The 21,287-nt window shown below is 71.2% G+C and carries 22 protein-coding genes; 17 read left to right on the top strand and 5 right to left on the bottom strand.

The features are described from left to right. Positions 1-18: 18 nt before the first annotated feature. The 7 genes from OO70_RS09335 (at position 19) to OO70_RS09305 (ending at position 7,203) form a co-directional block, all read left to right on the top strand. The gene (locus OO70_RS09335) at positions 19-1,605 is read left to right on the top strand and encodes an ABC transporter substrate-binding protein (protein ID WP_051740952.1); all 1,587 of its coding nucleotides are present in this window, start codon (positions 19-21) and stop codon (positions 1,603-1,605) included. Next, positions 1,580-2,755 carry an ABC transporter permease gene (locus OO70_RS09330; RefSeq protein WP_043666667.1) on the top strand — a complete coding sequence of 392 codons (1,176 nt, stop codon included), beginning with the start codon at positions 1,580-1,582 and terminating at the stop codon, positions 2,753-2,755. Before OO70_RS09335 ends, OO70_RS09330 begins: the two co-directional genes overlap by 26 nt. After that, a complete protein-coding gene (locus tag OO70_RS09325) occupies positions 2,752-3,678 on the top strand; it encodes an ABC transporter permease (RefSeq protein WP_234336797.1) in 927 nt (308 codons plus the stop codon). Before OO70_RS09330 ends, OO70_RS09325 begins: the two co-directional genes overlap by 4 nt. Then, positions 3,675-4,460, top strand: a complete 786-nt coding sequence (locus tag OO70_RS09320; RefSeq protein WP_043666664.1) for an ABC transporter ATP-binding protein — start codon at positions 3,675-3,677, stop codon at positions 4,458-4,460. Before OO70_RS09325 ends, OO70_RS09320 begins: the two co-directional genes overlap by 4 nt. Next, on the top strand, positions 4,457-5,407 hold the full coding sequence (locus OO70_RS09315; protein ID WP_043666661.1) for an oligopeptide/dipeptide ABC transporter ATP-binding protein: 951 nt from the start codon (positions 4,457-4,459) through the stop codon (positions 5,405-5,407). Before OO70_RS09320 ends, OO70_RS09315 begins: the two co-directional genes overlap by 4 nt. Before the next feature lie 152 nt (positions 5,408-5,559). Beyond that, positions 5,560-6,714: a M24 family metallopeptidase gene (locus tag OO70_RS09310; protein WP_199827278.1), complete on the top strand. Its 1,155-nt coding sequence runs from the start codon at positions 5,560-5,562 to the stop codon at positions 6,712-6,714. Between the two features lie 60 nt (positions 6,715-6,774). Further along, the gene (locus OO70_RS09305) at positions 6,775-7,203 is read left to right on the top strand and encodes a DUF4440 domain-containing protein (RefSeq protein ID WP_043666659.1); all 429 of its coding nucleotides are present in this window, start codon (positions 6,775-6,777) and stop codon (positions 7,201-7,203) included. A gap of 7 nt (positions 7,204-7,210) precedes the next feature. Here the strand turns inward: OO70_RS09305 and OO70_RS09300 are convergent, their stop codons facing one another. The 4 genes from OO70_RS09300 to paaI all read right to left on the bottom strand — a co-directional run bounded on the left by OO70_RS09300 (position 7,211) and on the right by paaI (position 10,601). Further along, the gene (locus OO70_RS09300) at positions 7,211-7,999 is read right to left on the bottom strand and encodes an SAM-dependent methyltransferase (protein ID WP_043666657.1); all 789 of its coding nucleotides are present in this window, start codon (positions 7,997-7,999) and stop codon (positions 7,211-7,213) included. A 109-nt stretch (positions 8,000-8,108) separates the two neighbouring features. Continuing rightward, the gene (locus OO70_RS09295) at positions 8,109-8,756 is read right to left on the bottom strand and encodes a TetR/AcrR family transcriptional regulator (protein WP_234336796.1); all 648 of its coding nucleotides are present in this window, start codon (positions 8,754-8,756) and stop codon (positions 8,109-8,111) included. 52 nt (positions 8,757-8,808) lie between these two features. Next, positions 8,809-10,173 carry a phenylacetate--CoA ligase PaaK gene (gene paaK, locus OO70_RS09290; RefSeq protein WP_043666653.1) on the bottom strand — a complete coding sequence of 455 codons (1,365 nt, stop codon included), beginning with the start codon at positions 10,171-10,173 and terminating at the stop codon, positions 8,809-8,811. Next, a complete protein-coding gene (gene paaI, locus OO70_RS09285; RefSeq protein WP_043666651.1) occupies positions 10,170-10,601 on the bottom strand; it encodes a hydroxyphenylacetyl-CoA thioesterase PaaI in 432 nt (143 codons plus the stop codon). The genes paaK and paaI overlap by 4 nt, the downstream gene beginning before the upstream one ends. Before the next feature lie 162 nt (positions 10,602-10,763). Here paaI and OO70_RS09280 point away from each other — a divergent pair, with 162 nt between their 5' ends. The 10 genes from OO70_RS09280 (at position 10,764) to OO70_RS09235 (ending at position 19,579) form a co-directional block, all read left to right on the top strand. After that, a complete protein-coding gene (locus tag OO70_RS09280; protein ID WP_043666649.1) occupies positions 10,764-11,957 on the top strand; it encodes a thiolase family protein in 1,194 nt (397 codons plus the stop codon). Positions 11,958-12,088: 131 nt separating this feature from the next. After that, positions 12,089-12,793 (top strand): enoyl-CoA hydratase/isomerase family protein, encoded by a 705-nt coding sequence (locus OO70_RS09275; protein WP_234336800.1) that lies wholly within the window; start codon positions 12,089-12,091, stop codon positions 12,791-12,793. Continuing rightward, positions 12,790-13,656: a 3-hydroxyacyl-CoA dehydrogenase family protein gene (locus tag OO70_RS09270; protein WP_043666645.1), complete on the top strand. Its 867-nt coding sequence runs from the start codon at positions 12,790-12,792 to the stop codon at positions 13,654-13,656. The genes OO70_RS09275 and OO70_RS09270 overlap by 4 nt, the downstream gene beginning before the upstream one ends. Beyond that, positions 13,647-14,297 (top strand): enoyl-CoA hydratase/isomerase family protein, encoded by a 651-nt coding sequence (locus OO70_RS09265; protein WP_051740950.1) that lies wholly within the window; start codon positions 13,647-13,649, stop codon positions 14,295-14,297. Before OO70_RS09270 ends, OO70_RS09265 begins: the two co-directional genes overlap by 10 nt. A gap of 91 nt (positions 14,298-14,388) precedes the next feature. Further along, positions 14,389-15,381 (top strand): 1,2-phenylacetyl-CoA epoxidase subunit PaaA, encoded by a 993-nt coding sequence (gene paaA, locus OO70_RS09260; RefSeq protein WP_043666642.1) that lies wholly within the window; start codon positions 14,389-14,391, stop codon positions 15,379-15,381. Then, positions 15,378-15,662 carry a 1,2-phenylacetyl-CoA epoxidase subunit PaaB gene (gene paaB, locus OO70_RS09255; protein ID WP_019075091.1) on the top strand — a complete coding sequence of 95 codons (285 nt, stop codon included), beginning with the start codon at positions 15,378-15,380 and terminating at the stop codon, positions 15,660-15,662. The genes paaA and paaB overlap by 4 nt, the downstream gene beginning before the upstream one ends. Positions 15,663-15,671: 9 nt before the next feature. Then, positions 15,672-16,532: a 1,2-phenylacetyl-CoA epoxidase subunit PaaC gene (gene paaC / locus OO70_RS09250; protein WP_043666636.1), complete on the top strand. Its 861-nt coding sequence runs from the start codon at positions 15,672-15,674 to the stop codon at positions 16,530-16,532. After that, positions 16,526-17,032 (top strand): 1,2-phenylacetyl-CoA epoxidase subunit PaaD, encoded by a 507-nt coding sequence (gene paaD / locus OO70_RS09245; RefSeq protein WP_043666633.1) that lies wholly within the window; start codon positions 16,526-16,528, stop codon positions 17,030-17,032. The genes paaC and paaD overlap by 7 nt, the downstream gene beginning before the upstream one ends. A gap of 667 nt (positions 17,033-17,699) precedes the next feature. After that, positions 17,700-18,803 (top strand): 1,2-phenylacetyl-CoA epoxidase subunit PaaE, encoded by a 1,104-nt coding sequence (gene paaE / locus OO70_RS09240; protein WP_043666630.1) that lies wholly within the window; start codon positions 17,700-17,702, stop codon positions 18,801-18,803. An 8-nt stretch (positions 18,804-18,811) separates the two neighbouring features. Next, positions 18,812-19,579 carry an enoyl-CoA hydratase/isomerase family protein gene (locus OO70_RS09235; RefSeq protein ID WP_043666627.1) on the top strand — a complete coding sequence of 256 codons (768 nt, stop codon included), beginning with the start codon at positions 18,812-18,814 and terminating at the stop codon, positions 19,577-19,579. Positions 19,580-19,632: 53 nt separating this feature from the next. On the opposite strand, the gene OO70_RS09230 is transcribed toward OO70_RS09235, so the two are convergent. Beyond that, positions 19,633-21,255 (bottom strand): S53 family peptidase, encoded by a 1,623-nt coding sequence (locus tag OO70_RS09230; protein WP_043666624.1) that lies wholly within the window; start codon positions 21,253-21,255, stop codon positions 19,633-19,635. Positions 21,256-21,287: the final 32 nt, after the last annotated feature.

Here is a 21,287-nt window from a genome sequence, read left to right as displayed (position 1 = left end):
CTGCTCACGGAGGCACGCATGCCCAGATTCAGTGCCGGCTCGTACCCGGTGGCACTCCCGCTCGTCGCGGTCGCGGCGCTCGCCCTGAGCGCCTGCTCCGGCGGTACGAGCGCCTCCGGCTCCTCGGCCGGCAAGACCCTGGTCGTCGACACGTCGTTCAACCTGAAGACCGCCGACCCGGGCCGTGAGTTCGAGCCGACCGGGCAGATCGTGGACAAGGCGCTCTACGAGACGCTGCTGTCCTTCAAGGGCTCCGACGTCACCAAGCCGGTACCGGGCCTTGCCTCCTCCTACGAGCAGTCCGCTGACGGCAAGACGCTCACCCTGCATTTGCGTGCGGGCGCGAAGTTCGCCGACGGCAGCGCGGTCACCGCCGACGATGTCGTCTTCTCGCTGAACCGGGTGATCGCGCTCAAGGGCAACCCGTCGTTCCTGCTCGACGGCGTCACGGTCACCAAGACCGACGCCTCCACCGTCACCCTGGTCTCCAAGAAGGCCAACCCGGCGCTCCCGTTCATCCTCCCCAACCCCGCGCTCGGCATCCTCAGCGCGAAGACGGTCCAGGCGCACGGCGGCTCGGCGACCGCGACGGACGGGGCGGAGAAGTACCTCAACACCACGTCGGCCGGCTCCGGGCCGTACACGCTCACCTCGTTCAACACGAACACCCAGGTCGTCCTGACGAAGAACCCCAAGTACACCGGCTCGGACAAGCCCACGTACGACAAGATCGTCCTCCGCAACGTCCAGGCCCCCACCCAGAAGCTGAACGTCCAGCGCGGCGACAGCCAGATCGCCCTCGACCTCACCTCCGACCAGGTCACCGGGCTCAGCGGCGGGCTCAAGGTGGACAGTGGCGCGTCCTCGGACGTGATCTTCCTGCTGCTCAACCGGAACACCAAGGTCAGCAGTACGACGGCCAACGCGAAGTTCGCCGAGGCGGTGCGCAAGGGCATCGACTACAAGAGCCTGCTGTCACTCGCCGGCACCGGCTCCGTCCAGCCCGCCGGCGTCATCCCGTCGACCTTCCTCGGCGCGCTCCCCGCCTCCGAGGCCGCCGGCCGCGACCTCGCGGGAGCGAAGGCGGCCCTGACGGCGAGCGGGATCGCCAAGCCCTCCGTCACCCTCGGCTACGCCAGCGACCTGACCGTCGACGGCCTCTCCCTCCAGACCCTCGCCGAACGGGTCCAAGCACAGCTGAAGGAGGTCGGCATCACCGTCACGCTGGCTCCCGCGCCGACCACCACGGAACTCGACAACTACCGCAACGGAAAAGAGCAGTTGGGCCTCTGGTACTGGGGACCGGACTACCCGGACCCCAGCGACTACCTGACCTTCCTGCCCGGCAACCTCGTCGGCCTGCGCGCGGACTGGAAGGCCGGCGCCGACCCCACCCTCACCGCGCTCGGCGACAAGGCCGCCACCACGATCGGCGACGACACCCGCAAGACGCTGTACGAGCAGATCCAGACCCGCATGAACGCCTCCGGCCCCTTCATCCCCCTGATGCAGCCCAGCCGGAACACCGTCTCCGCCGCGTCCGTCACCGGCGTCGCCTACAACCCCGTATGGACGATCGATGTCGCCGCGCTGGGTGCCAAGTAAGGGAGCGGGCGGGAAGGGTGCGGGTAGCGAAGGCCGCGAGGGTGCGGGCAGCGGTGACGGCGACCGCCTCCTCGCCGCCAGCCCGACCGCCCGCCGTCTCCCCGGCCCCCGCCGCCGTCTCCTCGCCCGCCACCCCCTCGCCCGTTTCCTCCTCCGCCGTACCGCCACCGCCGTCCTGCTCGCTCTCGGCGTGACCCTGGTGACGTTCGTCCTCACCAACCTGGTCCCGGGCGACCCGGCGGCGGCCAACCTCGGCCAGCGCGCGATCGGCGATCCGGCTATCGTCGCCCAGTTCCGCCACCACTACGGCCTCGACAAGCCACTCCCGGTCCAGTACGTCACCTATCTCGGCAACCTCCTCCACGGCGACCTCGGCGAGTCCCAGCAGAGCCACCAGTCGGTCCTCACCGACCTGTCGACGGCCGTCCCCGCCACCCTGGAACTCGCCGGTGCCGCGATCGTGGTCTCGCTGATCGTGGGTGTCGCGTTCGGTGTCATCGCGGCGTTGCGCCGGGACCGCTTCACCGACCAACTCCTGCGCGTGGTCAGCCTGTTGGGGGTCTCCGTCCCGACCTTCTGGCTGGCACTGCTCGCCTTCTACGTCTTCTTCTACCGGCTCGGCTGGGCCCCGGGCAGCGGCCGCCTCGACCCCGGCATGACCGCCCCACCGCACGTCACGGGCCTCTACACGGTCGACGCGGCACTCGCCGGTCAGTGGCCGGTGTTCTGGAGCGCGGTGGGCCATCTCGCCCTCCCCGCACTGGTGTTGACGGCATACACCGTCGGCCTGCTCACCCGCTTCACCCGCTCCGCCGTCCTGGAGGTCCTGAACCAGGACTACGTCCGCGCGGCCCGCGCCAAGGGTCTGCCCGGCCGCACGGTCCTCTTCCAGTACGTCCTCCGGGCGGCCCTCGTCCCCGTCATCACGGTCGCCGGACTTGCCTTCGGCGCGCTGCTCTCCGGCACCGTCCTGGTCGAGTCGATCTTCGCCTGGCCGGGCCTCGGCGCCTACGCCTACCGCAGCGCGACCACCCTCGACCTGCCCGCCGTCATGGGCGTCGGACTGGTCGTAGGCCTGGTGTACCTGATCGTCAACCTCGCCGTGGACGTCCTGTACGGCGTGATCGACCCGAGGGTGAGGGTCCAGTGAAACGCAGTCCTGAGGGCGCGGCGAAACCCACGGTGGAACCCGGCCTCGAAGGCACGGTGAAACGCGGTCTCCTACGACGGCTGCCGCCCGCCTGGCGCCGGCCGCTCGCGGTGACGGGCGGACTGGTCGCCGCGTTCTGGCTGGTCATCGTGATCGCCGCCCCGCTGCTCGCCCCGCATGACCCCCTCGCGCAGGACCTGCCCCGGCTGACCGCCCCCGGCGCCGGGCACTGGTTCGGCACGGACGAGCTGGGCCGGGACGTGCTGAGCCGGGTGCTGTACGGCGCCCGGGTCTCCATCCCGCTGGCCCTGCTGCTGGTCGCCATGTCGCTGCTGGTCGGCGGGGTGCTCGGGGCCTGCGCCGGGTTCTTCGGGCGGTGGGTGGACGAGGTCGTGATGCGGATCGCGGACCTGGTGTTCGCCTTCCCCACCGTCATCCTCGCGATGGTGGTCGCCGCCGCGCTCGGCGCCAGCCTGCAGAACGCGGTACTGGCCGTCCTGGTGGTGTCCTGGCCGTCGTACGCCCGCGTCACCCGTGGCCTGGTGATGGGACTACGGAATCGTGAATTCGTGCTCAGCGGACGGCTGTTGGGCTTCTCAGCCTGGCGGTCCCTGCGCGTCGACATCCTGCCCAACGTGCTCGGGCCGCTGCTGGTCCTGGCCACCCTCGACATCGGCACCGCGACGCTGCTGCTGTCCGGGCTGTCCTTCCTCGGGCTCGGCGCGAAGCCGCCGACCGCCGAGTGGGGCGCGATGGTGGCGGACGGCACCCAGCAGTTCGACAAGTGGTGGATCGGGGTCTTCCCCGGGCTGGCCATCCTCACCGTCGTCCTCGCCTTCAACTTCCTCGGCGACACGCTCCGGGACGCCCTCGACCCCGGCACGGCCCGCACGATCGGCGCGGAGAAGGAGCGGGTCGCATGACCGACGGCAACGTGCTGGAGATCAGTGGTCTGACCCTCGACCTGGGTGGCCGTCGCATCCTCGGCGGAGTCGACCTCGCGGTGCGGCCCGGTCAGGTGCACGGGCTCGCGGGGGAGAGCGGTTCGGGCAAGACCATGACCGGTCTGGCGGCGCTGGGCCTGCTGCCGCCGGGCGCCCGCACGGGCGGTCGTATCGAGCTGGAGGGCACGGACCTGCTGACCCTGCCGACCCGTCAACTGGCCGCGCTGCGTGGGCGATCGGTGAGCATGGTGTTCCAGGACCCGTCCACCAGCCTGCACCCCATGCTCAGCATCGGCCACCAACTCACGGACCACCTGCGCCACCACCTGAAGCTGAACCGAAAGGCCGCGAGGGAGAAGGCAGTTGATCTGCTGACGCAGGTCCGCATCCCCAACCCCCGGGAGGCGCTGGGGCGTTACCCCCACCAGTTCTCCGGCGGAATGCGCCAGCGCATCGCGATCGCCATAGCCCTCGCCTGCGAACCGAAGGTGCTGATCGCCGACGAACCGACCACCGCCCTCGACGTGACCGTACAGGCCGGCGTACTGCGGCTGCTGCGCGGCCTCTGCGACGACCTGGGCCTCGCCGTCCTCCTGGTCACCCACGACCTGGGCGTGATGTCCGCGATCGCCGACGAAGTGAGCGTGATGCGCCACGGACTGGTCGTGGAGACGGGTGCGCGCGGCCAGGTACTCACCGAGCCGCGGCACGAGTACACCCGTACGCTCCTGGACGCGCTCCCCGGAAGGAGCACCGCATGACCCCCGACCCGACGGCCCCCCTCCTCTCGGTCGACGACCTCGTCGTCCAGTACCACCGGCCTGGCGCACTGCCCACCCGTGCCGTCGCCGGGGTCAGCCTCCAGGTGCGGGCCGGTGAAGTCGTCGGCCTGGTGGGCGAGTCGGGCTGCGGCAAGTCGACCCTGGCGCGGGCGGTCTGCGGACTCACCGCACCTGCGGAAGGCCGGATCACCTACGACGGCACACCGGTACGGCCGTTGCGGGTGCGGCGGCGCGATCCGGCCCTCACCGGCGTCCAGATGGTCTTCCAGGACCCGTACGGCTCCCTCAATCCGCGGCGCCGGGTGGGCGCGCAGATCGCCGACGGCATTCGTGCGGCGGCCGGACGCGGTGAGGGGGCCGAAGTCACCACCCCGGAGGAGCTGTTGACCCGGGTGGGGCTGTCGGCGAGCGCCGCCGAGCGCTATCCGCAGGAGTTCTCCGGCGGGCAACGGCAGCGCATCGCCATCGCACGGGCACTCGCCGCCCGGCCCCGACTGCTCGTGGGCGACGAACCGATCTCCGCCCTCGACGCCTCCGCCCAGCTCCAAGTTGCCACGCTGATGCGGTCGTTGGCCGTCGAGTCGGGCGCCGGGCTACTGTTCATCAGCCACGACCTGTCCGTCGTACGGCTCATCGCCGACCGGATCGCCGTGATGTACCTCGGGCGGATCGTGGAGACCGGCCCCACCGCCGAGGTCTGGGACGACCCGCGGCACCCCTACACCCGCGCGCTGCTGGCCGCCGTACCGAAGCCCGACGGGGCGGGAGTGCTGCCCGCCGAACTCCCCGGCGACGTACCCGATCCCGCCGATCCGCCGAGCGGTTGCCGCTTCCACCCCCGCTGCCCGCAGGCCTTCGACGGCTGCGACCGCGAGGAGCCGCAGTTGATCGCGGGGGGCGTGGCGTGCCGGTTGTACGCGGCCTGAGCGGGGCCGGACGGTCCACCTGAGAGGGGCGCCACCTTCCCGGCCGTCGATTCGCCCACGAGGTACGCGACCTACGCGCCTTTCCCGGCCGACGGGTTCGCGCAGGGGGCCACGCAACTCTCCCGATTTCAACGACACTTCACGGAGGACCCATGCCCTACGCGGCCATGCCCGACGACGGCCACTCCGGCCACCCAGCGGACCTGCTGTACCCGCCGGACCGCCTCCGCACCGCCCGCGATGCCACCGCCCGAGCCGGTCTGGACGCCCTGTTGATCTCGCCCGGTGCGGATCTGCGCTATCTCACCGGCTACGACGCCAAGCCCCTGGAGCGGCTGACCTGTCTGGTGCTGCCGGCCGACGGTGACCCCTTCCTGCTCGTGCCGGCCCTGGAGGAACTCGCCGCGAAGGCGTCCCCGGCCGTTGACCTGGGCATCGAGATCATCGGCTGGGGCGAGACCGACGACCCGTACGCCCTCGTCGCGGCCCGGCTGCCCGCGCGCACCGCCCGCATCGGCGTCGACAACCGCATGTGGGCGGAGAAGACCCTCGCCTTCCGGACCGTACTGCCGGACGCCCGCCAGGAGTTGGCCGGTGAGGTGCTGAACGCGCTGCGGATGCGCAAGACCCCGCGGGAGGCTGCCGCCCTGCGCCGGGCCGGTGCGGCCATCGACCGGGTGCACGCGCGCATGGGGGAGTGGCTGCGGGCCGGGCGTACCGAACGCGAGGTCGGCCGGGACATCGCGGACGCGATCGTCGCCGAGGGGCATGTCCGGGTCGACTTCGTCATCGTCGGCTCCGGCCCGAACAGTGCCAGCCCGCACCACGAACTGTCCGACCGCACCATCCGGCCCGGCGACCCCGTGGTGGTCGACATCGGCGGCACGACGCAGGACGGTTACTGCTCCGACTCGACCCGCGTGTACGCCGTGGGCGAGCCGCCCGCCGACTTCCGCCGGCTCCACGACGTGCTGCTGAGCGCCCAACGCGCGCAGACGGATGCCGTACGGCCGGGTATCACGGCCGGCCAACTCGACGCCGTCGGCCGGGACTTCATCGCCGACGCCGGATACGGGCCGCACTTCATCCACCGCACCGGACACGGCATCGGCCTGGAGAGCCACGAGGAGCCCTACATCGTCACCGGCAACCAACTCCCCCTCGCACCGGGCATGGCTTTCTCCGTCGAACCCGGCATCTACCTTCCCGGCCGGTACGGAGCACGGATCGAGGACATCGTGATCTGCACGGAGGAGGGCGGCGAGCGCCTCAACCGCACGCCCCGGGACCTGGTCGTCCTGTCCTGACCCGGGCCGCACCCGTTCCACCCCGCACCCCGCTCACCCACCCCACGCAAGGACTCCGCCATGCCGACTTCACAGTCCCGTTCCGCCCGCCCGGGTGGCGCGCCCGCCGACCTGGCCGAGGTGTGGTCGGTGATCACGGGCATGTACGAGGGCTACACCGCGGGCGACCGTGACCGCATCGACTCCTTCCTCGACCCCGAGGCCACCGTCTGGGACTCGGCGACCCCCGAACTCCTCTGCGGAAAAAGCGAGTTGGACCGCGTCCGGGACGGCCGCCCGACGGGTGACGGTGCCCCCACCGAGACGGGTCTCACGGCGTACGGTCAAGTCGTCGACATCTTCGGTGACTTGGCGGTGGCCCGCTACTGGCTGCGGGTCGACTACCGCGCCGCCCCGCCGGACCTGGCCCGCAACACCGCGGTGCTGCGCCGCGCGCATCCCGACGGCCACTGGCTCGTCGTGCACCTGCACGAGGACATCCAGCGCTGATCCGGATTCAGCGGACCCGCGCCACCGCCGCGTAGATCCCGCTGCCCTCCAGGGCCTCGCCCGGCGTCGGGGGCTGCCACTCCGTCGCCGTCACCAGGCCGGGTTCCACCAGGTCGAGATCGTCGAAGAAGCGTTCCACTTCCTTGCGGGTGCGGAAGCCGAGTGTGATGCCGCCCTTGGCGTACTGGGCGGTGACCTGTTCGGCGAGTTCGGGGTAGAGGTCGGACGCGGCGTGCGACAGCACCAGGTAGCTGCCGGACGGCAGGGTGGCGACGAGGTCGCGGACGATGCCGTGGGCGTCCTGCTCGTCGGGGATGAAGTGCATCAGCGCGATCAGCGAGAGGGCGATCGGGCGGCTGAAGTCCAGGACGTGGCGGGCGTGTTCGACGATGGCCTCGGGCTGTCGTACGTCGGCCTGGATGTAGTCGGTGACCCCGTCGGCGTGGCTGACCAGGAGTGCCTCGGCGTGACGCAGGACGATCGGGTCGTTGTCGGTGTAGACGACCTTCGCCGTCGGCACCGTCTTCTGGACGATCTGGTGCAGGTTGGGCTCGGTGGGGATGCCCGTGCCGATGTCCAGGAACTGGTCGATGCCCTGGCCGGCGAGCCAGGTCGCCGCGCGGTGCATGAACGCACGGTTCTGCCGCGCCGCGTCCCTCGCCTCGGGCGGCAGCGCCTCGCCGACGGCCTCGTCGACCGGGTAGTTGTCCTTGCCGCCGAGCAGCCAGTCGTAGACCCGCGCGGGATGCGCCTTGCCGGTGTCGATCTGCGGTGACGGCTGGGGGTCGGTCGGCATGGCAACTCCATCGCGGCGGGCGGAACGGGGATCGGGCCGAGCTCTCGATCATCGTACTCGGGTGGGTCATGTGGCTTGCGGGGGTGGGGAGTTGGGTCTGTCGTGCCTCTCAGTCCGCGGCGCGTCCGTGCAGGCCGTCGAAGAGGATGGTCGTCAGGGCGTCGGCCAGCGTCGACACGGTCAGGTCGCGGTCCGGGCGGTACCACTCCACGAGGGAGTTGACGGTGCCGAACAGCAGCCGGCTCGCGAGGTGCGGGTCGATGTCCGCCCGTATGCCGCCCTCGGCCGCCGCCCGGCTCATCAACTCGGCGACCCGGTGGTCGAATTCACGGCGCCGGGCGAGCGCCCGCTGCTCGACCTCGCTGTTGCCGTGCAGCCGCAACAGCAGGGTGACGTAGGGCAGTTCGGCGGCGAGCACCTCGACGCTGCGATGGACGATGCGCTTCATCCGGGCGGTCGCCGTGGTCTCCGGGGACCCGCCGCCCGGGCCCCGCGTCTGCTTCTCCTCCTCGTCGAGCACGGCGAAGAGGGCGTCCAGGGCGCGGTTGACCGCGAGTTCGAGGAGTTCCTCCTTGCCGGACACGTGGTGGTAGATGCTCGACTTGCTGAGGCCCAGGCGCCTGGCCAGTTCCTCCATGCCGGTGCCGTCGTAGCCGCGTTCGTTGAAGACCACGACGGCGATCTCCAGCAGCGAGTCGCGGTCGTAGGCGGGACGGCCGTGGCGGCCGGCCGGGTTCTGCACAGGTGTCCTGGTCACCGGGCCATTGTGACAAGGCCGGCGACCGCACCGGACAGAACCGCCTCGGATCTCACTGCCCCCGCAGATCCTTCACCCGGCGGATCTTCCCCACCGAGCGCTCCAGGGTCTCCGGATCGACGATCTCCACCGCCACGGTCACGCCCACGCCGTCCTTGACGCCCTTGCCGATCGCCGCGGCGGCGGCATCCCGCTGCTCGGGAGTGGCGCCGGGGCGGGCCTCGGCGCGGACCGTCATGTGGTCCATGCGGCCGCGTCGGCTCAGCTGGATCGTGAAGTGCGGCGCGACGGCGGGGGTGCGCAGGATGATCTCCTCGATCTGGCTGGGGAAGACGTTCACCCCGCGCAGGATGATCATGTCGTCGCAGCGACCGGTGATCTTCTCGATCCGCCGGAAGGCCGGGCGGGCGGTGCCGGGCAGCAGCCGGGTCAGGTCGCGGGTGCGGTAGCGGATGATCGGCAGGGCCTCCTTGGTGAGGGAGGTGAAGACCAGTTCGCCGTTGTCGCCGTCGGGGAGCACCTCGTCGGTGAGCGGGTCGACGACCTCCGGGTAGAAGTGGTCCTCCCACACATGGAGGCCGTCCTTGGTCTCCACGCACTCCTGCGCCACGCCCGGGCCGATCACCTCCGACAGGCCGTAGATGTCCACCGCGTGGATGTCCATGCGCTCCTCGATCTCGCGACGCATCTCCTCCGTCCACGGCTCGGCGCCGAAGATGCCCACCTTGAGGGAGCTGGTGCGCGGGTCGATGCCCTGGCGCTCGAACTCGTCGAGGAGGGTGAGCATGTAGGACGGGGTGACCATGATGATCTCGGGTTTGAAGTCCTGGATGATCTGCACCTGGCGCGCGGTCATGCCGCCGGAGGCGGGGATCACGGTGCAGCCCGCGCGCTCGGCGCCGTAGTGGGCGCCCAGACCACCGGTGAACAACCCATAGCCGTACGACACATGGATCTTGTGACCGGGGCGGCCGCCGGCCGCGCGGATCGAGCGGGCCACCACGTCGGCCCACATGGAAATATCGTTCTCTGTGTAGCCGACGACCGTGGGGCGGCCGGTGGTGCCGCTGGAGGCGTGGACGCGGCGGACCTGGTCCATGGGGACGGCGAACATGCCGAAGGGGTAGGTGTCCCGCAGGTCGGCCTTGGTGGTGAAGGGGAACCGGGCCAGGTCCTCCAGGGTGTGACAGTCACCGGGCTTGACCCCGGCCTCGTCGAACTTGCGGCGGTACAGCTCCACGTTGTCGTACGCGTGCCTCAAGGTGGCCTGGAGGAGGCCGAGTTGGTGCTCCCGCAGCTCCTCGCGGGTGAGGCGCTCGGCGGCGTCCAGCAACCTGTCGGGGAGTGGTTCCCCCAGACGCGGACTCACGGGCGCCGAAGCCGGTGGGGCCGCCGGGGCTGTCAGGTCGCTGCTCATGGAGACTCCTTCGTCTTCGCGCTTCTGATACTGCGGCTGCGTCCGCGGAACTCCGCGATCACCTGCTCGCCGCGCACCACGCTCACGTCGTAGATGCCGCTGCGGCCGAACCGGGTGCGCTCCGTCGCGGTCGCCACCAGGACGTCGCCCTCGTGCGCCGGGGCGACGAAGTCGATGTCGGCCGCGGCGGCCACGGTCACCGGGCCGTGGCTGTTGCAGGCACAGGCGAAGGCGGAGTCGGCGAACAGGAACAGATAGCCGCCGTGGGCGGTCCCGTGGCCGTTGACCATGGCGGGGGTCACGGTCATACGGAGCACGGCGGTCCCTTCGCCGTGCTCGACGAGCTCGATGCCGAGAGCCCGGGACGCCTCGTCCGCGGCGAACATCTTCTCCGTCGGACCGGAGGCCGTGTTCGTGGCCTGCGTCATTTTTCCACCACCTTGTGGACCGACCGAACATTCGGTTAGCGTGCGGCACGGCCAAGTAATCCAGCAACACCACTGCCTGTCAAGAGGTGGAACGCATGCCCCGGACCAGCCCCGAGGCCCCTGGACGCCCCGTCCGACCCGCCCCCGCCGAGGAGACCACCGATGCCTGAGCCGTCCTCCGACGAGGTCTACCTGATCGACGGGGCCCGCACCCCGCAGGGCCGCTACGGCGGAGCCCTGGCCTCCGTACGACCCGACGACCTCGCGGCACTGGTCGTCGGCGAGGCGGTGCGCCGCGCCGGGATTCCGGCCGAGGAGGTGGACGAGGTGATCCTCGGCGCCGCCAACCAGGCCGGCGAGGACAACCGCGATGTGGCGCGGATGGCCGTACTGCTGGCCGGGTTGCCGCACACCGTGCCCGGCTACACCGTCAACCGGCTGTGCGCCTCGGGGCTGACCGCCGTGGCCTCGGCGGCCCAGGTGATACGGGCCGGAGAGGCCGACCTGGTCGTCGCCGGCGGTGTGGAGTCGATGACCCGCGCCCCGTGGGTGATGGCCAAGCCAGGGACCCCGTGGGCCAAGCCGGGGGAGGTGCACGACACCTCGCTCGGCTGGCGTTTCACCAATCCGCGCTTCGCCGCCCAGGAGACCCTGTCGATGGGGGAGACGGCCGAGGAGGTCGCCGCGCTCGACGGCATCACCCGCGCCGAGTCCGACGCGTTCGCGCTGCGCAGCCATCAACGAGCCGTCACCGCACAGGAGTTGGGCCACTTCGACCGGGAGATCGTGCCGGTCGCGGTGAAGGACGGCGAGGTGACCCGCGACGAGGGACCGCGCCCCGGCACCACGCCGGCGAAGCTCGGCTCCCTGCGCACCATCTTCCGCGAGGGCGGCATCGTCACCGCCGGTTCCTCCTCACCGCTGTCCGACGGCGCCGCCGCGCTGGTGGTCGCGAGCGGGGCGGCCGTCCGGCGCCACGGACTCACCCCGAGGGCGCGGATCGTCACGTCGGCCTCGGCCGGGGTGCAGCCCCACATCATGGGCCTCGGCCCGGTCCCCGCCACGGAGAAGGTTCTTGCCCGCGCGGGCTGGGAGACCGGCGACCTGGACGCCGTAGAACTGAACGAGGCGTTCGCCGCCCAGGCGATCGCGGTCACGCGCCGCCTCAAGCTCGACGAGGAGAAGGTCAACGCCGACGGCGGAGCCATCGCGCTGGGCCATCCCCTCGGCTGCTCCGGCGCCCGCATCCTGCTCACGCTGATCGGCCGGTTGGAGCGCGAGAACGGGCGCCGGGGCCTGGCCACGCTGTGCGTGGGTGTCGGGCAGGGCGTCGCGATGCTCGTGGAGCGGGTGTGAGCGCCACCGCGGCCGGCTCGGGCCCCCGCGACACTGACCCGAACTCCCCTGATTCCGGAACGAGTTCCCCCGTCGCCACCGCATACGAAACCCTTCTCGTCGAGGAGCGCCCGGACCGCGTCGTCGTCACCCTGCACCGCCCCGAGGCCCGCAACGCCATCAGCGGGCTGATGATCCGCGAACTGCACGCCGTCTGCGACCAGTTGGAGCAGAACCCGAAGCTGCTGTTGCTCACCGGCCACGGCGGGGTCTTCGCGGGCGGTGCCGACATCGCGGAGCTGCTGGCACGCGGGCGGGACGAGGCGCTGCAGGGCATCAACAGCCGGCTCTTCGAACGGGTACGCCGGCTGCCGATGCCGACCCTCGCCGCGGTGGACGGCTGGGCGCTGGGCGGCGGCGCGGAACTCTCGTACGCCTGCGACCTCCGTATCGCCGGACCGGACGCCGTGTTCGGCAACCCGGAGCCGGGACTCGGCATCCTCGCCGCAGCGGGTGCCTGCTGGCGGTTGCCCGAGCTGGTCGGTGAGTCCGTCGCCAAGCAGGTGCTGCTCGCCGGGCGGAACCTCGACGCGGCGGCGGCGCTGGCCGCCGGGTTGGTCATCGACGTCGTACCGGCGGAGAAGTTGCTGGACGAGGCGCACGCGCTGCTCGACCGCATGGCACGGTCCTCGGCTACGGCCCTGAGGCTCACCAAGCTCGTCGTCGACTCACCCGGCGCCCACCCGATCGCCGACGACCTCGCGCAGGCCGTGCTCTTCGAGGGGCAGGACAAGAAGGACCGTATGACGCGCTTCTTGGACAAAAGAGGCCTGGAGAAGAGGAGCAGTCGCGCATGAGCCCAACACCCCACTCCGCCCCAGCAGTTGTCGGTGTGATCGGCGGTGGCCGGATGGGCGCCGGCATCGCGCAGTCCTTCGCGGCCGCCGGTTCGTCCGTGACCGTGGTGGAGAGCGGTGAGCAGGCCTCGGCCGCCGCGCTGGACCGGGTCGCCACCGGGCTGAAGCGGGCCGCCGAGCGGGGCCTGCTCAGCGAGTCCGCCGAGCAGGTGCTCGCCCGCGTCACCATGGCGGACTCGGTCGACGGGCTGCCCGCCGACGCAGATCTGGTCGTCGAGGCGGTCCCCGAGGACGCCGGGCTCAAGGCGCGTGTGCTCGCGGCGGCCGAGCGGGCGGTGGGTGCGACGACCGTGCTGGCCACCAACACCAGCTCCCTGTCGGTCACCGAACTCGCCTCCGTGCTCACCCGGCCCGGCCGTTTCCTGGGCATGCACTTCTTCAATCCGGTGCCCGCCTCGGCGCTCGTCGAGATCGTCGTCGCGCCCCACACCGAGGCCGTCGCCGTCAGCGCCGCACTCGACTGGACGCACGCGCTCGGCAAGAAGGACGTGACCGTCAAGGACTCGCCCGGCTTCGCCAGCAGCCGCCTCGGGCTGGCACTCGGCCTGGAGGCGATCCGCATGGTTGAGGAGGGCGTCGCCGAGCCGGAGGCGATCGACAACGCGATGAGCCTCGGCTACAAGCACCCCATGGGACCGCTCCGCCTGACCGACCTGGTCGGCCTCGACGTACGCCTGGCCATCGCCGAGTACCTGCACTCCACCCTCGGCGAGCGCTTCGCCCCGCCGCAACTGCTGCGCGACAAGGTCGCCCGCGGTGAGCTGGGCCGCAAGACGGGACAGGGGTTCTACGCGTGGGAGTGAGCGAATCCCCGGACGGCGTCGCTTATCGCCTGGATGCCGGTGTCGCCACCATCGAGCTGCGCAGGTCCGCGCTCGACGCCCCCTTGCGCGGCGAACTCCTGGGCACCGTAAGCCAGTTGCGCGACGGCGGGGTGGCGGTCCGGGCTGTGCTGCTCACCGCGCGGGGCAAGCACTTCTGCGTGGGACAGGATCTCAAGGAGCACGCCCGGGCGTTGGAGAACGGGGCCGCGGCGGAGGGTGCCCGGTTCGCGACCGCGTTCACCGGGATCGGGCTGGCCGCCGACAGCGGGCTGAGCGGTGCGCTGGCGCAGGCGGTCGGTCCCTCGCGGGCCGCCGCGCTGATGCTGCTCGGTGATCGGTTCGGCGCGGAGGAGGCGCTGCGGTGGGGGCTGGTGCACCGGGTCGTGCCGGACGGCGATGCCGCTGCGGAGGGTCTGGCGCTGGCCAGGAGGCTCGCCGCCGGGCCGACCGTGGCGTACGCGGAGGTCAAGGCGCTGCTGCGGGACGCGCCCGGCGCGAGCCTCGCCACCGTGCTGGAGCGCGAGGCGGCGGCGCAGGAGCGGCTGGGGGCGACGCGGGACCACCGGGCCGCCGTAGAGGCGTTTCTCGCGCGGGCCGAGCCGTCGTTCGAGGGCCGATGAGCAGCCATTCACCCGGCAGGTCTTGCCTCGCCGGGGGAAACCCATCAGACTAGGTACCGAACGAATGGTCGGTAGGGAAGTTGGTGTGTCGATGACCAGCACAGGCACGGAGGCGTCAGCCGCCGGCTGGGACGAAGCGCGGCTCTCGGAGCAGTTCGATGCCACGATCGCGAAGGACCAGCGGATCGAGCCCCGCGACTGGATGCCCGACGGTTATCGCAGGACGTTGATCCGGCAGATCGCGCAGCACGCCCACTCGGAGATCATCGGGATGCAGCCGGAGGGCGACTGGATCACCCGCGCCCCCTCCCTGCGCCGCAAGGCGATCCTCTTCGCCAAGGTGCAGGACGAGGCCGGACACGGACTGTATCTGTACTCGGCCGCCGAGACCTTGGGCGCGGACCGCGCGGAGCTGACCGACGCGCTGATCGAGGGCCGGCAGAAGTACTCGTCGATCTTCAACTACCCGACGCCGACCTTCGCCGACGTCGGCGTGATCGGCTGGTTCGTGGACGGCGCGGCGATCTGCAACCAGGTGCCGCTGTGCCGCTGCTCGTACGGGCCGTACGCGCGGGCCATGGTGCGGGTGTGCAAGGAGGAGTCCTTCCACCAGCGCCAGGGCTATGAGCTGCTGCTGACGATGATGCGCGGCACGGACGGTCAGCGGGCCATGGTCCAGGACGCCGTGGACCGTTGGTGGTGGCCGTCGTTGATGATGTTCGGCCCGCCCGACGACGATTCGCCCAACTCGGCGCGTTCCATGGCCTGGAAGATCAAGCGGCACAGCAACGACGAACTGCGTCAGCGGTTCGTCGACATGACGGTTCCGCAGGCGGAGAAGCTCGGAGTCACCCTGCCCGACCCGGAGTTGAGCTGGAACGAGGAGCGCGGGCACCACGACTTCGGCACCCCCGACTGGTCCGAGTTGCAGCGAGTGATCAGCGGCGACGGACCGCGCAACGCCGAGCGGGTCTCCCGCCGCCGGGCCGCCCACGAGGAGGGTGCCTGGGTCCGGGAGGCGGCCACCGCCCACGCGGCCAAGCAGGCCGCCCGTACGAAGAAGAGCGAAGGAGCGGCGGCATGACGCAGGACTGGCCCCTGTACGAGGTGTTCGTCCGCGGAAAGCGCGGCCTGAACCACGTCCACGTCGGCTCGCTGCACGCCGCCGACGACGCCATGGCGCTCACCCATGCCCGCGACCTCTACACGCGGCGCAACGAGGGCGTGTCCATCTGGGTCGTGCGCTCGGAGCACATCGCCGCCTCGACCCGCGACGAGAAGGACCCGTTCTTCGCGCCGAGCGCCGACAAGGTCTACCGCCACCCGACCTTCTACGACATCCCCGACGACGTCCCCCACATCTAGGAGCAGGGAATGAGTGACGACCACGTCTATCTGTCCCTGGCCGAGGGGCACGACGACAGCGACGCCCGCTGGGCGTTCGGCACCGGCTTCGAGGACCCGCTGCACGGCGTCGACGAGACCGTGCCGGAGGGAACGGACTCCGCTCAACTGGCCTCGTATTGCTTGGCACTTGGTGACGACGCCCTCGTCAGCGCGCAGCGGCTGGCCCAATGGTGCACCGCCGCACCCGAGTTGGAGGAGGAGGTGGCACTGGCCAACATCGGGCTCGACCTCCTCGGCCAGACCCGCCTGCTCTACGCCCGTGCCGGCCAGGTCGACGGCACCGGACGCGGCGAGGACGCGTACGCCTACTTCCGCGACGCCGACGACTTCCGCAACGTACGGCTGGCCGAACTCCCCAACGGAGACTTCGCGTTCTCCCTCACCCGGCTGCTGGTGCTGTCCTCCTGGCGGCTGGCCGTCTTCGAGCGCCTCGCCGTCACCACACCGGACCCGGTACTGGCCGCCATCGCCGCCAAGGGCGTCAAGGAGCTTGCGTACCACCGGCAGTACGCCGCCGAGTGGGTCGTCCGGCTGGGCGACGGCACGGAGGAGTCGCAGCGGCGGATGAAGGACGCGCTGGCCGCCATCGCGCCGTACGTGGACGAACTCTTCGCGGGGGACGAGAATGAACTCTTCGCCGGGGCAGGGGAGTTGAGGTCCGAGGTGCTGGCCGTGCTCCGCCAGGTCACCGACGCGGCCGGGCTCGTGCTCCCCGAGCCGACACCGGTTCCCGGGCACGGCCGGGACGGAGACCACACGGACCACCTCGCCCCGCTGCTGGCCGAACTCCAGAGCGTGGCCCGCGCCCACCCGGAGGCGACATGGTGACCACCCTGATCGACTCGCGGCGCGCCTGGAACATCGCCGCGCAGGTCCCGGACCCCGAGATGCCCATGCTCACCCTCGCCGACCTCGGTGTCCTGCGCGGAGTGGAGATCGGCGCGGACGGCACGGTCGTCGCGAGCCTGACGCCCACCTACTCCGGCTGCCCCGCGATGGCCGAGATGCGCGCCGAGGTGTCCGCGCGGCTGCGGGACGCCGGATTCGCACGCGTGGAGATCCGTACGGTCCTCGACCCGCCGTGGACCACCGACTGGATCACCCCCGAGGGCCGCCGCAGCCTCGCCGAACACGGCATCGCCCCGCCCGGTGCCGCCCCGCGCGGTCCGCTCACGCTCACACTGTCGCCGACCCGCCGTACGGTGTCCTGCCCGCGCTGCGGAGCGACGGACACCGAGGAGACCTCGCACTTCGCCGCGACCTCCTGCAAAGCCCTGTGGCGGTGCCGCGCCTGCCGCGAGCCGTTCGAGTACGTCAAGGAGATCTGATGGCGAGCCCCCAAGGCCTGCTCGCGGCGAGCCCGCCACCTCCACCTGCGGCGAGGCTTCAACTCCCGCCCGTGGCGCGCCCCCGACTCCCGCTCGCGGAGAGCGGTCGGCTCTCGTCTGTGGCGAGTCCTCGGCTTGGCGTCGCGGTGAGCCGCGGGCTTCGGCCTGCGGTGGGTTCTCGGCTTCCGTCTGTGGTGCGTCGCTGGGTTCCGCTCGCGGAAGGCGGGCGGCTCTCGTCCGTGGCGAGTCCTCGGCTTGCCGTCGTGGCGAGCCGTCGGCTTCTGCCTGCGGTCGGTTCTCAGCTTCCGCTCGTGGCGCGCCCCCGACTTCCGCTCGCGGAGAGTGGCCGGCTCTCGTCTGTGGCGAGTCCTCGGCTTGGCGTCGCGGTGAGCCGCGGGCTTCGGCCTGCGGTGGGTTCTCGGCTTCCGTCTGTGGTGCGTCGCCGGGTTCCGCTCGCGGAAGGCGGGCGGCTCTCGTCCGTGGCGAGTCCTCGGCTTGGCGTCGCGGTGAGCCGTCGGCTTCTGCCTGCGGTCGGTTCTCAGCTTCCGCTCGTGGCGCGCCCCCGACTCCCGCGCCCGGAGAGCCGTCAGCTCCCGCCCGTGGCAAGCCCCCAGGCCGCCCCTGCGGCGCGCCCCCAACTCCCGCTCGCGAAAAGGACGGTGGACCAGTGACCGCCCCGGCCCCCACCACCCCCGCCCGCCCGGCGCGTCGCCGGCCGGCCTTCCACGCCCTGCGGGTCGCCGCCGTCGAGTCGTTGTGCGAGGACGCTGCCGCCATCAGCTTCGACATCCCCGACCATCTCGCCGAGGAGTTCGCGTACCGGCCCGGCCAGTCGCTCACGCTCCGCCGCGAGGTCGAGGGCCGCGACGAACGGCGCTCGTACTCCATCTGCTCCCCGGCGGGCGCGCGCCCCCGCATCGGCGTGCGGGTCGTCCCCGGCGGCCTGTTCTCCTCCTGGCTGGTCAACGACGTGCGCCCCGGAGACACCGTCGAGGTGATGGCCCCCACCGGCGCCTTCACCCCCGACCTGACCCTCCCCGGCCACCATGTCCTGATCGCCGCCGGTTCCGGAATCACCCCGATGCTGTCCATCGCGGAGTCCGTCCTCGCCGCCGACACCCGTTCCCGCGTCACGCTCTTCTACGGCAACCGGCGCAGCGACACCGTGATGTTCGCCGACGACCTCGCCGACCTGAAGGACCTGCACCCCGGCCGCTTTCAGCTCGCGCACATCCTGTCCCGCGAACCGCGCGAGGCGGAGATCCTCTCCGGCCGCCTCGACGCCGACCGGCTCACCGCGCTCGTCGACGCCCTCGTGGACGTGGACACCGCCGACCACTGGTGGCTGTGCGGCCCGCACGGCATGGTCCGCGACGCCCAACAGGTCCTCGCCGGACTCGGCGTCCCCGCCGAACGCGTCCACCAGGAACTGTTCTACGCCGACGACGAGCCCGTACGGACCAACGAACACATCGACAAGGCCTACGACGGCCCCGTCAGCCAGGTGAGCATCACACTCGACGGTCGCACCACCAACTCCGCGCTGCACAAGGACACTTCGATCCTCGACGGCGCCCAGAAGACCCGCCCCGACCTCCCCTTCGCCTGCAAGGGCGGCGTCTGCGGCACCTGCCGCGCCCTCGTCACCGACGGGACCGCGGACATGCGGCGCAACTACGCCCTCGAACCCGCCGAGGTCGACGCCGGCTACGTCCTCACCTGCCAGACCTTCCCCGTGTCCGACACACTCGCCGTCGACTACGACAGCTGAGGCGGGCCATGACACTTCGACTCGAAGTCGCCGAGGGCGTCGGCACGATCCGCCTCGACCGCCCGCCGATGAACGCGCTGGACACCGCCACACAGGACGGCCTGCGCGCACTCGCCGAGGAGGCGACCCGTCGCGACGACGTGCGCGCCGTGGTGGTCTACGGCGGGGAGAAGGTGTTCGCCGCGGGTGCGGACATCAAGGAGATGCAGCGCATGGACCACGCGGCGATGGTCGTACGGTCGCGGGCGTTGCAGGAGTCGTTCACCGCGGTGGCCCGTATCCCCAAGCCGGTGGTCGCGGCGATCACGGGCTATGCGCTGGGCGGGGGTTGTGAGTTGGCGCTGTGCGCGGACTTCCGTATCGCGGCGGACAACGCGAAGCTCGGGCAGCCGGAGATTCTGCTCGGGCTGATTCCGGGCGCGGGCGGCACGCAGCGGCTGGCGCGTCTGATCGGTCCTTCGAAGGCGAAGGACCTGATCTTCACGGGCCGGATGGTCAAGGCGGACGAGGCGCTCGCGCTGGGTCTCGTCGACCGACTGGCCCCTGCCGCCGAGGTGTACACGGAAGCCCATGCGTGGGCGGCGAAGCTCGCGCAGGGCCCGGCGATCGCACTTCGTGCCGCGAAGGAAGCGATCGACACCGGTCTGGAGACGGACATCGAGACCGGGTTGGCGGTCGAACGGACGTGGTTCGCGGGGCTGTTCGCGACCGAGGACCGTGAGCGTGGGATGCGGAGCTTCGTCGAAGAGGGCCCCGGCAAGGCCAAGTTCCAGTGACGCGAAGAGCGGGCCGGGGATGATCCCGGCCCGCTCTTTCCTGCTGCTGTAGGTCAGCCGAGCAGCTTCGTCGCCAGGGTCGCCGCGTTGTACGAGCCCCAACCGCTGGTGAAGTCCCAGCCGGTGGTGGCGGAGTAGGCGCCGTTGCTGCCACTGGTGATGTCGTGGAAGCCGGTGCCGCTCGCCGCGTAGAGCGCGGGGTTGGCGAAGCCGAGGTTGGCCTTGCCGGCCGCCGCGGCCTGCTGGTTGTAGAGCGCGCCGAAGGCCGCCCACTCGGGCGCGGCGGCGCTGGTGCCGCCGACCGAGGTCCAGGTGCCCTGCGAGTAGATGGAGACGCCGGGGCTGGGGTTGGCGTGTGCCGAGACGTCCGGGACCTGGCGGTAGCCGCCACCGGCGCTCTTCTGCACCGCGGTCTGCCAGCTGGGGATCTTGAAGACGGAGGACTTGCCGCCGCCACCGCCGGACCAGGCCACTTCCTTGCTGAAGGCGTTGGCGGAGGTGACGGTCAGCTTGGTGCCGCCGACGCCGGTGACGTACGGGTCGGAGGCCGGGTAGTCGACCGTGGTCGTGCCGTCGCCCGCGTCGTCCGAGCCGTCGTCGCCGGAGGCCGCGTAGAAGCCGAGGCCCTCGGCCGCGCCCGCCTTGAACACGGCGTCCACGGCGTTGATGTTGGAGGTGGTGCGCTGGCTCTCGGAGGCACCCCAGCTGATCGAGGTGGTCGGGATGCCGCTGTCGACGATGGCCTGGTAGGTGTCGACCTCACCGGCGTCGGAGTTGGGGCCCTCGAAGACGGTGACGTTCGCCTTGGGGGCGATCGCGTGCAGGACCTCGATGTCCAGCTCGACCTCGACCTGACCGTCACCGAGCGCGCCCGAGCCGCCGTCCACCTTCGAGACGGTCGGGGTGGGGGAGCCCAGGCTGTAGTTGGTGTCGTACTTGGTGATGTTGGACTGCGCGAAGCCGTCGAACTCCAGCAGCGCGATCTTCTGGCCGCTGCCGGTGTACGTACCGGAGACGTTGTAGCCGCCCTTGAGCTGCGCCGGGGTGTAGCCGCCGCCCGGGCCGTTGCGCGGGGCGACGGTGTGGGTCGCCTGGTGGTGCAGCTGGGCGCGGTTGTTGAGGCCGGTGACGTCGCTGACGAGGCCGGCGATGCCGGTCGGCAGGGTCGGCGCGGTCTCGTTGGCGTAGAACGCGCGGCCCGACTTGGCGTCCTTCCACGTCGACAGCTTGGTGCCGAAGGCCTTCTCCAGTTGGGCGGCGGTGCCGCTGGCGTCGACCAGCAGGTTGCCCGAGTGGACCTTGCCGACGGTGAGCCCCTGGGCGCGCAGGAACTCCTTGACCTGCTTGACCTCGGCGTCGGTGCGGCCGAACCGGGCCGCGAACTGAGCCTTCGTCAGATAGTGGCCGTACGAACTCGACCTCGGGTTACTGACGTTGGCGATGAACGTGTCCAGCGCCTTGGCGTTTCTGGGCGTCAGGCTGATGGCCACCGATATCCGCTTCGACGCGGAGACGGCGCCGGTGCGGGCCGCGTCGTGGTTGAGGCCCTTGAGGACATCTCCCGCGATGGCGGCGCGAGTTGTGTGCGGCTGGGCGGCGGCGTAGGCGCTGGGGACGGCGGCGGCGAGGAGGGCCGGTACCGCGATCAGACCGACCAGTTTCAGGCGTGACGTCACTGAGGTCCTCCGAGGAGTGGGGGGTTGCTGTC

The sequence above is a fragment of the Streptomyces xylophagus genome (assembly GCF_000716435.1).
Taxonomy (GTDB): Bacteria; Actinomycetota; Actinomycetes; order Streptomycetales; family Streptomycetaceae; genus Streptomyces; species Streptomyces xylophagus.
This window is presented reverse-complemented; position numbering and strand designations above follow the sequence as displayed.

What these genes read in the sequence shown, in the direction of transcription:
- OO70_RS09305 (WP_043666659.1), top strand. Translation starts at nt 6,775, where the DNA reads ATGCCGACTTCACAGTCCCGTTCCGCCCGCCCGGGTGGCGCGCCCGCC.
- OO70_RS09300 (WP_043666657.1), bottom strand. Translation starts at nt 7,999, where the DNA reads ATGCCGACCGACCCCCAGCCGTCACCGCAGATCGACACCGGCAAGGCG.
- OO70_RS09310 (WP_199827278.1), top strand. Translation starts at nt 5,560, where the DNA reads ATGCCCTACGCGGCCATGCCCGACGACGGCCACTCCGGCCACCCAGCG.
- paaB (WP_019075091.1), top strand. Translation starts at nt 15,378, where the DNA reads ATGACGCAGGACTGGCCCCTGTACGAGGTGTTCGTCCGCGGAAAGCGC.
- paaD (WP_043666633.1), top strand. Translation starts at nt 16,526, where the DNA reads ATGGTGACCACCCTGATCGACTCGCGGCGCGCCTGGAACATCGCCGCG.
- OO70_RS09280 (WP_043666649.1), top strand. Translation starts at nt 10,764, where the DNA reads ATGCCTGAGCCGTCCTCCGACGAGGTCTACCTGATCGACGGGGCCCGC.
- paaA (WP_043666642.1), top strand. Translation starts at nt 14,389, where the DNA reads ATGACCAGCACAGGCACGGAGGCGTCAGCCGCCGGCTGGGACGAAGCG.
- paaC (WP_043666636.1), top strand. Translation starts at nt 15,672, where the DNA reads ATGAGTGACGACCACGTCTATCTGTCCCTGGCCGAGGGGCACGACGAC.
- OO70_RS09335 (WP_051740952.1), top strand. Translation starts at nt 19, where the DNA reads ATGCCCAGATTCAGTGCCGGCTCGTACCCGGTGGCACTCCCGCTCGTC.
- OO70_RS09320 (WP_043666664.1), top strand. Translation starts at nt 3,675, where the DNA reads ATGACCGACGGCAACGTGCTGGAGATCAGTGGTCTGACCCTCGACCTG.
- OO70_RS09315 (WP_043666661.1), top strand. Translation starts at nt 4,457, where the DNA reads ATGACCCCCGACCCGACGGCCCCCCTCCTCTCGGTCGACGACCTCGTC.
- OO70_RS09235 (WP_043666627.1), top strand. Translation starts at nt 18,812, where the DNA reads ATGACACTTCGACTCGAAGTCGCCGAGGGCGTCGGCACGATCCGCCTC.
- paaI (WP_043666651.1), bottom strand. Translation starts at nt 10,601, where the DNA reads ATGACGCAGGCCACGAACACGGCCTCCGGTCCGACGGAGAAGATGTTC.
- paaK (WP_043666653.1), bottom strand. Translation starts at nt 10,173, where the DNA reads ATGAGCAGCGACCTGACAGCCCCGGCGGCCCCACCGGCTTCGGCGCCC.
- OO70_RS09330 (WP_043666667.1), top strand. Translation starts at nt 1,580, where the DNA reads ATGTCGCCGCGCTGGGTGCCAAGTAAGGGAGCGGGCGGGAAGGGTGCG.
- OO70_RS09270 (WP_043666645.1), top strand. Translation starts at nt 12,790, where the DNA reads ATGAGCCCAACACCCCACTCCGCCCCAGCAGTTGTCGGTGTGATCGGC.